Raw genomic sequence first — 14,267 nt, 5'->3', positions numbered from 1 at the left:
CCGCGAAGCGCCCGTCGGGCGAGAGAGCTGGCCCGTCCACGCCCTCTGGGCGTTCCGGGACATCCGTCCCACAGCCGTGACGGCCTCCGCCGCGGCCACGCAACACCTCTCTTCGGAAACGTCTGCGCCCTGAAAGGCGGAACTTGTCATGTCCAGAATCCGGAGCGCCATCGTCATCGGCGGTGGGATCGCGGGCCCGGTCGCGGCCGTCGCCCTCGGGAAGGCCGGCATCGAGGCGACCGTGTACGAGGCGTACCAGACCACGGCGGACGGTGTTGGCGGGACGTTGGGCATCGCGCCCAACGGGCTCGACGCGCTCGCCGCCGCCGGCCTCGGCGGGATCGTCGAACCCGTCGGCACGCCGATCACCACCATGGTGATGCGCAACGGCAAGGGCCGCCGGCTCGCGTCGCTCGGCTCACCGGCTGGCCTGCCGAGCCAGTTGCTGGTCTGGCGCCCGGAGCTGTACCGCGCGCTGCACGACGCGGCGGCCCACCACGGCGCGCGGGTCGAGTACGGCAAGCGACTGGTGGCCATCGAGCAGCGCGACGCGGACCCAGACGCGGACACCGCCGGCGGCGTGACGGCGGTGTTCGCCGACGGGAGCCGCGCCAGCGCCGACATTCTCATCGGCGCGGACGGGATCCGCTCGGCCGTCCGCTCGCTGATCGACCCGGCGGCGCCGTCACCGCGCTACGTCGGCCTGCTCGGTTTCGGCGCCCGGCTGTCGGCCGGGTCCGTGGACCCGGGCCGGATCGACCCGACCGGCAGCGAGATGCACTTCGTCTTCGGCAAGCGCGCCTTCTTCGGCTATGTCCTGGCGGCGGACGGCTCCGGTGGCTGGTTCGCGAACCTGCCGCGGGCGACGTCGATGACGGCGTCCGAGGCGCGCGCTGTCGGCGCCGACGAGTGGCTGCGGGTCCTGCGCGAGGCGTTCGCCGACGACCGGCTGCGCACCGTCGACCTCATCAACCGGACCGATCCGGCCGAGTTCATCACCGTCGGCGGGATGGAGGACATTCCCACGGTCCCGACCTGGCACCGCGGCCGGGTGGTCCTCATCGGCGACGCCGCGCACGCCACATCTCCCAGCTCCGGCCAGGGTGCGTCGCTGGCGATCGAGAGCGCCGTGCAGCTGGCCCGCTGCCTGCGAGACCTGCCGTACCCGGAGGCGTTCGCCACCTACGAGGGAATGCGCCGTGACCGCGTGGAGCGGATCATCAAGATGGCCCAGCGCACCAACAGCGACAAGGCGGCCGGCCCGGTCGCCCGCGTGCTGCGCGACCTGATGATGCCCATCGCCATGAGGCTCATGAACCCCGAGTCGTTCTCCTGGCCGATGCGCCACCACATCGACTGGTCCGCCCCGGTCACCCCCGCGGGCGCTCCGGGCGCGGCGCCGCTGGTGTCCGTGGCCTCCTCATCGGCCTGACCACCTGACCAGCCGGCGTCTCGGGTGTCTCGCCCTGGCGCCGGCTCCCTCCGGGCGCTCGGCCCGCCGTCGCGGTGGGGGGAATCGCGGGCGGCGAGCCGAGCGCGCTCTCCGGGAGGGAGGACCCCGGCCGACCCGGGGGCAGAGGGTCGAGGATGAGCCCGCACCAGCCCCAACGGACGCCCGCTGCCGCCGGTTCCGCGCCGGCGGCGTCGCCTAAATGACATCGCCAGCGGCGGCCGGCTCCACACTCCGGGCGACCGCCGGCCCGCTCTCCGACCATGCCGGCGCCGCGGAAGGCCGCCGCGGCGCGCACGGGGCCGGTGTCGCTCAGGAGGTACGCGACCGGCCCGGCGGCGCCATCAGCAGGCAGACCGCCGACAGGTTCAGCAGGACCCAGGCCGCCGCGAGCGCGACCAGCATTGGCTGGACACCGGCCGTGAACAGGCCGGGAAGGGCACCGAGCGCCGACAGGGCCCGGCTGGCCGCGGCGACCCGCGCGGTGGCCGGCGACCGCGATGCCCGCGCGACGACCACGCAGGCGAGTGTCACGACGCCCATCAGCGCGCCGAAGACCAGCACGCTCGTCGGTGGTTTGGCCCCGTCCGCCGACGAGCCTGGCAGGCCGAGGACCAGCAGGTCGCCGACGCCGAGCACGGCCGCGAGGACCAGCCCGGCCCTGGTCCTCCCGGTGAGCCCGGCGCCCGCGGGCGAGGCTCCCTCGGAAGGGGGACGTGAGCCGGCCCGCGGCTGGCCTCCTCGAGACGGTCCACCGGGTGTCATCGCCGGCCCGTCAGCCGCGCCAGGGCCGGACGGGCGCCCGGCGTGGCTCCACCATCAGCTCGACCGCGAGCAGGTTCAGCAGGACCCACAGCGAGGAGACCACGACCAGCCCCGGGGGGACGACGTCACGGAAGAACGCCGGGATCGCGCTGAGCAGCGAGAGCAGCCTGCTCGCCGCGACGACCCGCAGCGCGGTCCGCGACCTGGTGGTCAGCAGGACGACGACGCTTACCACGGTGATGGCACCCAGCAGCATGCCGAACGCGAGGGTCGCCGCTACCGGGCCGCTTCTGGAGAAACTCGGGATGGGCAGCGCGGGGCCGGCGAGCTCGGCGGCGCCGAGCACGGCCGCGAAGCCGAGACCGGTCCTGTTGCGCCGCGACAGTGCCGCGCCTCTCGGCTGGGGCGCGGTCTCGGCGGGCAGCACCGGTCCATGGTCGACCGCTCGGGCACGAGTGTCAGCCCGGTCCGCTCCCACCGGTCCCGGAATCCGCCCGGCCGGCCTGGGAGCACGCTCCCAGGCGGGTGGGAAGGTTCCCAGGGACAACGGGAGCGCGCGGGCGTCATCATCAGGCATGACCTCTGCCGCCGCGCCGCTGCGGGTGCTGCTCGCCGACGACCATGCCGTGGTCCGCCGCGGGATCGCCGCCCTGCTGTCGTCCGTGGGCGGCATCGAGGTGGCCGGCGAGGCGGCGACGGGCGCGGAGGCGATCCGCGAGGCCCAGCTGACCCGGCCCGACGTGGTGGTCATGGACGTGCGGATGCCGGACATGGACGGCGTCGAGGCGACCCGCGGGCTCGCGGCCGCGCTCCCGGAGTGCGCGGTGCTGATGCTGACGATGTTCGACGACGACGAGACCGTGTTCGCCGCGATGCGCGCCGGCGCTCGCGGCTACCTGCTCAAGGGCGCGGCCCAGGACGACATCCTGCACGCGATCCGTTCGGTCGCCGCCGGGCACGTCGTGCTCGGCCCGGGAATCGCGCGCCGGCTGCTCGACCAGGCCGCCGAGCCGCGCGGCCCGGCGCCGGACCCGTTCCCCGAGCTCACCGCCCGGGAGCGCCAGATCCTCGACCTGATCGCCGCCGGGCGCAGCAACGGCGTGATCGCCGCCGAGCTCGGCGTGGCCACGAAGACGGTGGTCAACCACGTCTCGGCGATCTTCGCCAAGCTGCGGCTCGCGACCCGCGCGGAGGCGATCGTGCGGGCTCGGGAAGCGGGCCTCGGCCGGTGACCCGAGCATGACCGGCCAACCGGCGCTCGCCGAGCCCGCCGGTGCCGACGCCGCCCGTTCCGCGCCGGCGGACACCGCGCCGGCGGGACCCGCTCCGCCGGATGCCGCTCCGCCGGACGCCGCGCCCGCCGACACCCAGCCCCCGCTCCCGGGTCCTGGCGGCCCGCCGCCCGCCGTCGTGGCGGGTACCGGGCCGACCGGCACCGTTCCCGGTGCCGCACCGCGCCGGACCGGGGCGTGGGTCTGGCCGAGCGCGCGGCGGGTGTTACCGAAGGGCCCCGTCGGGGTGGCGGCCGTGCTCGTCGTGCTGGCCGTCCTCGGCCTGTGGGCTCCCGGCGGCGTGGGCTGGCGCGGGGTGGGCGCGCTGATCTTCGGAACGGCGTGCGCGGCTACAGCGTGGGCGGTCCTGGCGTTCGGCCCGGATCCCCGTAACCGCTGCGGGCTGGCGATGACCGTGCTCGCGGGCCTCATCCTGGCCAGCGCCGCGGCGCAGACGCTGGCGGGCTGGGGCCTGTCCGGTGCGGACCAGGTATCCGAGGTGCTGTACCTCGTCGCCGTCGGCGTCATCGCCCCGATCGCGGCGGCGCTGTACCCGGACGGCCGGCTGCCGGGATGGATCACGCGGTGGTGCGCCGGGTTCGGGATCGTCGCCGCCGCCCTGGCCGCCGCCCTGGCGCGGGTGGACGAGCGCACCACCATTCCACTCGGCGCCGTCGCCGTCGTACTGCTGGTGGCCGGCGGCTGGGCACGGTTCATGACGGCGACCGGGCAGCAACGTCGGGCGCTGCAGTGGCTGGCCTGGAGCTGCACCGAGACGACGCTCCTCGTGCTGCACGCGATGTTCATCGGCGAGGCGTTCGCGGTCGACCTGCCGCGTGCCTTCTACGTGATCACGTTCGCGCTCGCGGCGCTGCCGCCACCGGTCTGTGCCGCGATCGGGATCATCGACCCGGATCTGCTGGACATCCGCTGGCTGATCAGGAAGTCGTCGGCGTGGACGGTGACGCTGGAGTGCGCGTTCGCGACCACCGCGGGCACGTACGCCGCCCTCGAGCTCGTCGCCGGCCACCCGCCGGGGCGCAGCGCCGTCACCGTGCTGTGCGTCCTGATCGCGGTGCTGTTCCGGCCGGCGATGCGCGCGATCGAGGACCTCGTCGACAGTGTGCTGTTCGGCGGCCGGGCCGACCCGGTGCAGGCGCTGGCGGGCCTCGGCGAGCGGTTCGACGCGGGTGGTGACCCCGCGTCCTGGCTGCCGGCGCTGCGCGCCGGGCTGGCGTTGCCCTACGTGGAGCTGTGGAGCGAGGACAAGCGGGTCGCCACCGCCGGCGCGCCGCCGAGCCCGGTTCCGGCACCTGTGCCGGCGCCCGCGGCTCCGGCGGCGGACCGGTCCGGGGCCGCTCACCCGCCGGAGGCGATGACCACGACCACCGTGCCGCTCGTCGTCGGCGACGAGCGGGTCGGCGCGCTGGTCGTCGGCCTCCCGCCGCAGGTCCACGCGCTGCCGCCCGCGACCCGCAGCGTGCTGCGACTGGTGGCCCCGCCCCTGGCCCAGGCGCTGCGCGCCGCGGCCCTGGCCGAGCAGCTGCGGGTCTCGCGTGGCCAGCTGGTCGAGGCGCTGGAGGAGGAACGCCGCCGGCTGCGCCGTGACCTGCACGACGGACTCGGCCCGATCATGACCGGCGTCGCCTACAGCGCCGACGCCGCGCGCAACCTCGTCCCCGTCGACCCGGACCGGGCGCAGGCCGTGCTCGCGGACCTGCGGGCCGACACCGCCGCGGCGATCACCGAGATCCGCCGGATCGTCTACGGGCTGCGCCCGCCCGCGCTCGACGAGCTGGGCCTCGTCGCGGCCATCCGGCAGGGCTGCAACCGGCTGCGCGCCGCGGACGGCCGCGCGCTGGCCGTCGCGGTCGAGGCACCAGGGGAGCTGCCGCCGCTGCCGGCCGCCGTCGAGGTCGCCGCGTACCGGATCGTCCTGGAGGCCGTGACCAACGCGGCGCGGCACTCCGGCTCGGCGGATGTCTGGCTGAGGGTCGAGGCGCGGGCCGACCGGCTGGTGCTGGCCGTGCGCGACGGCGGCCGCGTGACCGCCGCGAACTGGCGGCCCGGCGTCGGGCTCCAGTCGATGCGGGAGCGCGCTGAGCAGGTCGGCGGCAGCCTGACCGCGGGCCCCGGCCCCGCGGGTGGAGAGATCCACGCCGAGCTCCCGATCGCCCCCGCCTGACCGTCGTCGGCCATCGTCGACGCGGCCGAGTTGGCCTGGTCGGTCACCGGTCGTCGCGGCCCGGGCCTCGCAGGGTGGTCGCGAGGGCCGCGCGGGCGGCCCGGGCCTCGGGGATGGGGAACAGGGGGTAGCAGTGCGGGAGGCCAGGGGCCTCGTGGTAGTCGATCTCCAGGCCGGCGGCGGCCGCCCGGGCGGCGAGGTGGCGGCTGTCGGGAAGCAGCACGTCATGGGTGCCGCACAGGACGGTGAGCGGCGCGAGGCCGGTCAGGACGCCGCGTAGCGGGCTGGCGAGCGGGTCGGCCGGGTCGAGGGCGGCGGCCCAGCACCGGCCGGCCTCGGCGAGGCCGGGAATACCGAGCATCCGGTCCTTCGCGGCGAGCGCCGGCTGGTCGGGGTCGGTCATCGTCACGTCGAGCCAGGGCGAGACGAGCGCGATCCGGTCCGGCTGGGGCGCGCCGCGGTCGCGGGCCACCTGCGCGGCGGCGAGCGCGAGGCCGCCACCGGCGGAGTCGCCCATCAGCACGACCCGCGCCGCGCCGGCCTTGTCGGCCCGAGCCTCGGTCACCAGCTCGGCCAGCAGGCCGGTGACGGCGGGGACGACGTCGGCGGCGACCCCGCGCGGCGCCACCGGGTACATCGGGATCACGAAGCGCGCCGGGACGGCGCGGGTGAGCCGCGCGAGCAGGTACCAGTGCCAGCACAGCATCTCGTTCACGTAGCCGCCACCGTGCAGGTAGAGCACCGTGACGCCGGCGCCCGGCCCGCCGCCCGCCGCCTGGGCCGGGAGGCCCTTCGAGGTGAGCTCGTGGACGGGCCAGCCGGCGCGGTCGGCCACGGTGTGCCGGGTGAGACGGCCGAGCCAGCGCGGCGCGTCGACGGCGGTCGGGGCCGCCGCCTGGGCGGCGATGCGCGCCCGGATGGCCTCGGCCGTCCAGGCGCGGTCCCCGCCCATGACCGGCAGCGCGACCGACTCGGCGAGCCGCGCCCGGAGGCTCGGCACGCCCGGTCAGAAAGCCATGAAGAGAATGGCGTCGCGGTCGTATTCCAGGTGGGGGTGCTTCTCGGCCAGGTGGGCCTGGGCCTTCTCGACGAGGTCGTCCTCGTTCTCGCCCACGATCCGCGTGCCGCAGGGGCAGTCAAGAGTCGTCTTCACCGGTGCCTCCTTTAGTGATCCTGGGGACAACGGCCGCCGGGTGTGCGAAGGAAGATCATTTTCGCACACCCTTTGGCCCTCTAGTGATCCTGGGGACAACGGCCGCCGGGTGTGCGAAGGAAGATCATTTTCGCACACCCTTTGGCCCTCTAGTGATCCTTGGGACAACGGCCGCCGGGTGTGCGAAGGAAGATCATTTTCGCACACCCTTTGGCCCTATAGGAGCTTTGGCAGCCGCCGCAATCCTAGCCAGCGAACGGCCGGCCGCGCCCGGTCCGCCTCTCGGCTCCGGGCACGCTGCCGGCGGGGGAGGCGGGGAGGCGGGGAGGCGAGGCGCGGGAGCCGCATAGAGGCGCCGCGGACGCGCTCACGTGGCTGCGCGGGATCACCGCCCCAACGCGTGACGGTCAGCCGGGCGGTTCCTCGTCGCCAGTGTCGGCCGGGTCATCGTCGGCGGTGTCGGCGGCGTCCGGGAGACCGTCCGCGAGCTCGTCGGCGAGCAGCAGGTCGCGGCGCAGGTAGCCGGTGCGGTAGGCGACTCGGCTGATCCGCTGGGCGAGGACGGGGGCGGTGACCAGCTGGAACAGGCCGACGAGGATGAGTCCGGAGGCATACCGCAGGTCGGTCTGCAGCGCGGCGCCGGCGAGGATCGCGAGCAGGCCGATCGTCTGCGGCTTGGTCGCGGCCTGCAGCCGGGCCGGGACGTCCGGGAAACGCAGCAGCCCCCACGCGCCGAGCAGGCAGAACGCGGCACCGCCCAGCATCAGCACGCTGGTCGCGACGTCGGCGACGATGCCGGTCACCGGCCCGGCCCCGGCCGCCGACGCACGGACCGCCCCAGGCCGGACCACAGGCGGCTGGGCCATCGAGGACTGGGCCGCGGTGGGTCGGAAGCTGGTGGGCTGGAACGGGGCGGGCGTGGTGTCGGCGGGCCGCGCAGCTCGACGAGGCGGGCGGCCGTGGCCGCGCCGAGAAATCCGAGGAGAGCCACCGAGCCGAGCAGCGCCAGGTTGAAGCCCTCCTGGAGCCGCGCGACCTCGACCGTGACCGCGGTGACGATCAGTACGACCAGGACGTCGAGGGCGACGACGCGGTCCAGCTCCGACGGGCCGCGCACCACCCTGACCAGCGTGAGCAGGCCCGCGGCGGTGACCATCGCCAGCGTGATGGTGTAGACGACCTGCATCACTGCCTCCCGGTGGCGCCCGCCCCGCCGGCCGGGGGCGGCCGCGGCGGGACGAGGTCGTGGCCCAGGGCGAGGATCACCCGCCGTTGCAGGGCGTCGGCATGGGCGCGGACGGTCTCGACGGCCCCCGGGCCCGGGGCGACGAGGGCGTGGACGTAGAAGACGCCGTTCTCACGGTCGACCTGGATGACCGCCGAGCCGGGGGCGAGGGAGACCGCGTCGGCCACCAGGACCGCGATGACCTCGGATCGGGTTCGCAGCGGGACCGCGACGATCACGGATGGCATGGCCGGGCCGTACCGGAACACCTGCGCCGCGACGGTGATGCTCGCCGGCAGCAGGCCGGCCAGGAGCCGGACGGCCAGCCAGCCGGGGGCCGCCGGCCGCGGGGGGGGGCGACCGGGCGCGGCCTCGGGCGGCGGCGACGGGAACGCCGCCGGCACGGCGACGGCGACGAGCAGCCCGCTGAGCGCGGCGAGCACGCTCAGCCGTCCCCACAGCAACATCCAGACCAGCCACAGCCAGGCGACCTGCCCCGGTCGGCGGGCGGCCGCCGCGACCGCGGCGCCCGGCCGCCGCCACGGCGGGCGCGGACGCGGCCCGTTGGGCGTCGCCGCGGGCGGGCACGCGCTCACCGCCCGCCGCCCGCGTCGCCGTGCGCGTCGCGGTCCGCGTCGGCGTCTCCGTGGGCCGAGCCGGGCCGGTCGGCGGCTGCCTGCCCGATGGCGAGGCCGTTTCCTCGGGCCGCGCCTCGCCCGACGGGGAGGTCCTGGGCGGGGAGGATGCCCCGCCCGCCGGCGGTTCCGTGGCGGACGGGGTCCCGGCCCGGCTCGCCGCCGAGGACGGCGTGCTCGTAGACCGACGGGGCGAGCAGGTCGGCGGCGGCGCGGGTGGTCAGGCCGGACAGAGGCCCGGCGAGCACCGGGAACGCGAGGCCCACGGCGACCAGGCCGGCGGTGGCGACGATCATCGGGCGACTGACCGTCTCGGTGCCGACGACGAGGAGGTCGTCGGGCTCCGGGTCGGGGTGCGCAGGCCGGGGGCGTCGCCAGAACGCGCTCACCCAGACGCGTGCCATCACGTAGAGCGTCAGCAGGCTGGTGACGAGCATCGCGGCGACGGCGACATACACCCCGGTCCGGAACGCGCCGGTTCCGGGGCCGGACGCGGCGCCCGCCCGGGAGCCGGCCTGCAGGAGAGCGAGCTTGGCGATGAAGCCGGACAGCGGCGGCACGCCGGACAGACCCAGCGCTGGGATCGCGAACAGCACCGCGACGACTGGCACGGCGGTGGCCAGGCCGCCGGTGCGCCTTGGCATCGACGTGCCGGCGTACCGGGTGATCAGCCCGCTGGCCAGGAACAGCGTCGCCTGCACCACGATGTGGTGAACCATGTAGAGGATCACGCCGGACAGGCCGATCACGGTGAACAGCGACAGCCCGAACAGCATGAACCCGATGTGGCTGACCAGCAGGAACGACAGCGACCGGTTCAGGTTCTCCTGGGCGAGGGCTCCGAGTGCGCCGACCAGCAGCGTCGCGACCGCGGCGGCCAGCAGCAGCGGCCAGGTCCCGCGGTGTGGGAAGGCCAGGGTGTGGGTGCGCACGATCGCGTAGACGCCGACCTTGGTCAGCAGCGCGGCCAGGACCGCGGTGATCGGCGCCGGCGCGGTGGGGTAGCTGTCCGGCAGCCAGAAGTGCAGCGGGACCACGGCTGCCTTGATGCTGAACACGACCAGCACCAGCAGGCCGAGCGCCGCCCGCAACGCCGCTGGCAGGCTCGGCATCGTCGCCGCGAGCCCCACGAAGCTGACCGTTCCCGTCGACGCGTACACCAGCGCCAGCGTGGTCAGGAACAGCAGCGACGAGGTCAGGCTGACGATCACGTATGTCATGCCCGCCTGGACCCGCTCCGCGGTAGTCCCGAGCGTGATCAGGACATATGACGAGACCAGCATGACCTCGAACGCGACGAACAGGTTGAACAGGTCGGCGGTCAGGTAGGCGAGCGCCACGCCGGCGACCAGCGTCAGATAGCAGGCGTTGAAGATCGTGCTGTTGCCGTCGGCCCGCTCGTCGACGATGCCCTGGCCGACGGCGTAGCCGAGTACCGCCAGCGTCACCACCGCCGAGGTGAGCAGGAGCAGCGCGGCGAGCCGGTCCGCGACCAGGGTGAGCCCGATCTGCGCCGGCCAGTCGCCCAGGTGCGCGACCGTCGGGCCGCCGGTGTCGGCGGCGGCGAGCAGCACGGCCGCGTCGGCCGCGACCGCCGCGACGACGGCGAGCGCCAGCACCCGCTGCGCCTGGAGGTGGAAACGCAGCAGCAGCGTCCCGGCCGCGGCGAGCAGCGGCCCGACCACCGGCAGCACGACCAGCACATCCGGCGCGGTCATCCCGGCTCCCCGCCCGGCGGCTCCCCGCCGGGACCGTCCGGGCCGTGGGCGTCCGGGCGGTGGGCGCCTGGGCCGCGCGCGTCCGGATCGAGGGAGTCCGGATCGGGGGTGTCCGAAGCGCCGAGGTCCGGGCCGGTGCCGCTCGGGTCGGCCGGGCGGCGGCGGTCGTTGTGGGGCTGGCGATGCCGTGGCGCGTGCGGGCGCGGCAGGGACAGGTGCGGGAAGTGGTAGGCGAACTGGGCCTCCAGGCGCTCCTCCAGCGCGGTGATCCGGTGGTCCTCGACGTCGTCGCGGACCTCGGTGTTGCCGAGCAGGGTCCAGGCCCGGTAGGCGAGCGCCAGCAGGAACGTCGTGAGCGCGAACGTGATGACGATCGACGTGAGCGCCATTGCCTGCGGCAGCGGGTCGGACATCTCGTCCGGCGGCACCGAGCCGGACATCGCGGGACGTCCGCTCTTCCCGCCGACCAGCAACAGGAGCAGGTTGGTCGCGTGGCCGAGCAGCACGATGCCGACGAGCACGCGCAGCAGCCCGCGCTGCAGCAGCAGGAAGGTCCCGGCCGCGTAGAGACCGGAGACGACGGCCACGGACGTCAGGTTCAGCACGGTGTGGCCCGGCGGCGCCGTCACGGCGGGCGGCGCCGAGGCCGCCGCCACGGCGGCCAGCCGCGCCGGCGCGGCGACCATGTCGGGAACCGCCGCGACGGCCCGGCTGGCGACCATGGCCGCGACCGCCGGCGTCATCACGCGTCGCCCGGGCCGGGGCCCGGGCCCGTCGCGGCGTCGGGCGGCGATCCCGGCGAACGGCCCGGATGTGCCCGCGGCGCGCGGTCGGACCCGACGCTCCGGTCCCCGGAGGCCGGACCGGGCCCGGCCCCGCTCTCCTTCTCGATCCCGACGCCCAGGGTGCGCAGCAGCTCGAGCACGACGCCGACGACCACCAGGTAGACGCCGACGTCGAAGAACAGGCTCGTCGCCAGCTCCACGTGCCCGAGTACCGGCAGGTGCGCCTCGGCGACGTAGCTTCGCAGCACCGCGCCGCCGAAGGGCACCGGCGCGAGCGCCGCGCACGTGGCGACGGCGAGCCCCGCGCCGATCACCACGGACGGCTGGACCGGGACCGCCGCGCCGACCCGGTCGCGGCTGCCGGCGACGTAGCGCAGCACGAAGGCCAGGCCCGCGACCAGTCCGCCGGCGAATCCACCTCCGGTCCGGGAGTGGCCGGCGAACAGCAGATAGATCGAGAAGACGAGCACGACCGGGAACACCGCCCGGGCGGTCACCTCCATGAGTACCGACCGGGTCGACGTGCGGCCGCCGCCTGGCGGGTAGACCCAGCCAAACTCGCCGGCTCCGTTCAGCCAGCGTTCGTCGGAGCCGGCGTCGTCCTGTCCGCGCCTGTCCTGTCCGCGCCCGTCCGGCCCGCCGGCTCCTCGGACACCCCCACGTGGGCGGCGGGTACCTGGGGCGCGGGCCAGCAGCAGGCCGGTGACGCCGAGCGCGGCGACCGCCAGGACCGTGATCTCGCCCAGCGTGTCGAGAGCACGGAAGTCAATGATGATTGCGTTGACGACGTTCGTCGCACCGGTCTGCGACGGCGACCGGGCAACGTACTCCTGGCTCGCGAGGCCCCACTCGGGATGGACGTCCGCGACGGTGACCGCGAACGCGCCGACGAACAGGCCGACGGCCACCGAGATCAGGACCCGTGGCCAGCGCGGCACCCCGGTCCGGCCCATGGTGGAGAACCGGTCCGGCATGCGGCGCAGCACGAAGACGAACGCGATCAGGGACAGCGACTCGACGAGGAACTGGGCGAGCGCCAGGTCGGGCGCGCCCTCGACGAGGAACAGCGCGCCGCACCCGTACCCGACCCCGCCGAGGAGCACCGCCGTCGTCAGCCGCCTGCGGGCGCGCAGCACGGTGGCGGCCGAGGCGAGCACGACCACGGCCAGCGCCGGCTGGATGGGGTAGTCCCAGCGCGGGAGGCCCGTCGGCCACCCGAGGCCGCGCACCAGCGCCGCCCCCGGCACGACCAGGGCGACGATCATGATCGTCGCCAGGTACATCGGGAGCGACCCGACCTGCGTGCGCGCCGTGACCGCGAGCGCGAGCCGCCCCACGCCCGTGACCGTCCACTCGTACCCCCGCTGCGCGTCGAGCAGGCCCTTCACCCGAGCCCAGGCGCCCGCCGCCGGCGGCTCCGGCGCCGCGGACGGCTCCGGCCCCGGGTGCCTCGGCTCGCCCCCCGCCGGCCTGGCCCGGGCGGCCGTCAGCCGGGCCTCGGCGATGACGACGGCGACGCCGGCCGCGACGGCGATCGCGGTCAGCAGCAGGGCCGCTCCGACCCCGTGCCACAGCGCCAGGTGGTAGGCGGCGACGCCGCCTGAGGGCAGTGTGTCCGCGTAACCAGCGACGAACTCGTCCACGGCGGGCGCCGCGATGCCCAGGCCGAGCCCGGCGGCGGCGAGCAGGACGACGGGGCCGGTGAACGCCGGGCTCGCCGGCCGCCAGCCGCTCGGCGCGACGTCCGGCTTGGTCGCGAACGCCCCCCACAGGAAGCGGATCGTGTAGCCCATCGTGAGCGAGGCGCCGACGACCATGACCGCGAGCAGCACTGCCTGGCCGGCGCCCGGCCCGTGCCAGAGGCCCTCGAGGGCCGCCTCCTTGCCGAGGAAGCCCACCGTCGGCGGGAGCGCCGCCATCGACGCCCCCGCCAGCACCGCCGCCGTCAGCAGCACCGGCGCGCGCCGGCCGACGCCGGACAGCGTCCGCAGGTCACGCCCGCCGGCCCGGTGGTCGACGACCCCGACGACCATGAACAGCGCGGCCTTGAACAGCGCGTGCGCGAGGATCAGCGTCACGCCGGCGAGCGCGGCGGTCCGCCCGCCCAGGCCGACGAGCGCGGTGAGCATCCCGAGCTGGCTGACGGTCCCGAACGCGAGCAGCTGTTTCAGGTCGGTCGCCGCCAGCGCCCGCAGCCCGCCGATCAGCATGGTCACCGCGCCGAGCACCGCCGCCGGAACCGTCCAGACGTGCGCGTACCCGCCGGCGGCGGCGAACGCGGGCGTGAGGGTCGCGACGAGGAACACGCCGGCCTTCACCATCGCCGCCGCGTGCAGGTAGGCGCTCACCGGCGTCGGTGCGACCATCGCGGCCGGCAGCCACGGGTGGAACGGCGCCTGCGCCGACTTCGTCGCCGCCCCGAGCAGGATCAACGGCGCCGCCGCGGCCGCGAGGCCGCCGGCCGGCGGCGGGTGGGCGAGGATCCCCGAGATCCGGTACGTCCCGGCCGTCTCGCCGAGCAGCACGAACCCGAACAGCATCGCCAGCCCACCGAGCGTGGTGACCAGCAACGCCTGCACCGCCGAGCGCCGCGCGGCCGGCGCCACCCCGTCCCCACCGATCAGGACGAACGAGAAGACGGTCGTCAGCTCCCAGAAGACATACAGCGTGAGCAGGTCGTCGGCGATCACCAGGCCGAGCATCGATCCGGCGAAGGCGAGCAGCGCGCTCGCCGACCGGCCGAACCCGCCGGCGTCGTGCGCGTGGTACCAGCGGGCGAAGCACAGGACGAGCGCGCCCACACCGGTCACGAGCAGCGCCATCAGCAGCGCCAGCGGGTCCAGCCGGAACGTCACCTCCAGGCGCAGCGCCGGCGCCCAGCGCAGAACCGTCTCGGGCCGGCCGCCGGCCGCCACGCCGCCGAGCCGCGCGACCAGCAGCCAGCAGAAGACGGCGGCGGGTACGACGGCGGCGAGCAGGTACACCCGGGCACCGAGCCGGCGGGCGGCGATCGGCAGTAGCGCCGCGACCCCCAGGTGCGCGGCGACGGCAGCTGGCATCGGCGGCTGTTCGCCGGCTAC

Annotated in this window: 13 protein-coding genes; 3 read left to right on the top strand and 10 right to left on the bottom strand. The window is 75.5% G+C overall.

Annotated features, from left to right (window positions below; translation table 11 throughout):
- Positions 1-148 precede the first annotated feature (148 nt).
- Complete coding sequence (locus tag QOZ89_RS40920) at positions 149-1,432, top strand: FAD-dependent oxidoreductase (RefSeq protein WP_071050262.1); 1,284 nt, start codon at positions 149-151, stop codon at positions 1,430-1,432.
- Positions 1,433-1,762: 330 nt separating this feature from the next.
- Here QOZ89_RS40920 and QOZ89_RS40915 read toward each other — a convergent pair whose 3' ends face one another.
- Complete coding sequence (locus QOZ89_RS40915; protein ID WP_131804081.1) at positions 1,763-2,215, bottom strand: hypothetical protein; 453 nt, start codon at positions 2,213-2,215, stop codon at positions 1,763-1,765.
- 10 nt (positions 2,216-2,225) lie between these two features.
- A complete protein-coding gene (locus tag QOZ89_RS40910; protein WP_131804082.1) occupies positions 2,226-2,792 on the bottom strand; it encodes a hypothetical protein in 567 nt (188 codons plus the stop codon).
- Here QOZ89_RS40910 and QOZ89_RS40905 point away from each other — a divergent pair.
- Positions 2,791-3,447: a response regulator gene (locus QOZ89_RS40905; protein ID WP_071050265.1), complete on the top strand. Its 657-nt coding sequence runs from the start codon at positions 2,791-2,793 to the stop codon at positions 3,445-3,447. The genes QOZ89_RS40910 and QOZ89_RS40905 overlap by 2 nt on opposite strands.
- Positions 3,448-3,454: 7 nt before the next feature.
- The gene (locus QOZ89_RS40900) at positions 3,455-5,671 is read left to right on the top strand and encodes a sensor histidine kinase (protein ID WP_071050266.1); all 2,217 of its coding nucleotides are present in this window, start codon (positions 3,455-3,457) and stop codon (positions 5,669-5,671) included.
- Between the two features lie 43 nt (positions 5,672-5,714).
- Here QOZ89_RS40900 and QOZ89_RS40895 read toward each other — a convergent pair whose 3' ends face one another.
- The 8 genes from QOZ89_RS40895 to mbhE form a co-directional block, all read right to left on the bottom strand.
- Positions 5,715-6,671 (bottom strand): alpha/beta hydrolase fold domain-containing protein, encoded by a 957-nt coding sequence (locus tag QOZ89_RS40895; RefSeq protein ID WP_071050267.1) that lies wholly within the window; start codon positions 6,669-6,671, stop codon positions 5,715-5,717.
- A gap of 6 nt (positions 6,672-6,677) precedes the next feature.
- Positions 6,678-6,824, bottom strand: a complete 147-nt coding sequence (locus tag QOZ89_RS40890) for a DUF1059 domain-containing protein (protein WP_071050268.1) — start codon at positions 6,822-6,824, stop codon at positions 6,678-6,680.
- Between the two features lie 407 nt (positions 6,825-7,231).
- Positions 7,232-7,627, bottom strand: a complete 396-nt coding sequence (gene mnhG, locus QOZ89_RS40885) for a monovalent cation/H(+) antiporter subunit G (RefSeq protein ID WP_198543348.1) — start codon at positions 7,625-7,627, stop codon at positions 7,232-7,234.
- Positions 7,624-8,010 (bottom strand): MrpF/PhaF family protein, encoded by a 387-nt coding sequence (locus tag QOZ89_RS40880; RefSeq protein ID WP_071050291.1) that lies wholly within the window; start codon positions 8,008-8,010, stop codon positions 7,624-7,626. The genes mnhG and QOZ89_RS40880 overlap by 4 nt, the downstream gene beginning before the upstream one ends.
- Entirely contained in the window at positions 8,010-8,645 is a 636-nt protein-coding gene (locus QOZ89_RS40875) for a Na+/H+ antiporter subunit E (protein ID WP_312629515.1), read from the bottom strand. The genes QOZ89_RS40880 and QOZ89_RS40875 overlap by 1 nt, the downstream gene beginning before the upstream one ends.
- The gene (locus QOZ89_RS40870) at positions 8,642-10,402 is read right to left on the bottom strand and encodes a Na+/H+ antiporter subunit D (protein WP_312629513.1); all 1,761 of its coding nucleotides are present in this window, start codon (positions 10,400-10,402) and stop codon (positions 8,642-8,644) included. The genes QOZ89_RS40875 and QOZ89_RS40870 overlap by 4 nt, the downstream gene beginning before the upstream one ends.
- On the bottom strand, positions 10,399-11,145 hold the full coding sequence (locus tag QOZ89_RS40865; RefSeq protein WP_241841910.1) for a sodium:proton antiporter: 747 nt from the start codon (positions 11,143-11,145) through the stop codon (positions 10,399-10,401). The genes QOZ89_RS40870 and QOZ89_RS40865 overlap by 4 nt, the downstream gene beginning before the upstream one ends.
- On the bottom strand, positions 11,145-14,246 hold the full coding sequence (gene mbhE / locus QOZ89_RS40860) for a hydrogen gas-evolving membrane-bound hydrogenase subunit E (RefSeq protein WP_071050293.1): 3,102 nt from the start codon (positions 14,244-14,246) through the stop codon (positions 11,145-11,147). Before mbhE ends, QOZ89_RS40865 begins: the two co-directional genes overlap by 1 nt.
- Positions 14,247-14,267: the final 21 nt, after the last annotated feature.

This window comes from Pseudofrankia coriaricola, assembly GCF_032027725.1.
GTDB lineage: Bacteria > Actinomycetota > Actinomycetes > Frankiales > Frankiaceae > Pseudofrankia.
Note: the sequence above shows the minus strand (reverse complement) of the source record. Positions and strands in the feature narration are given on the sequence as shown.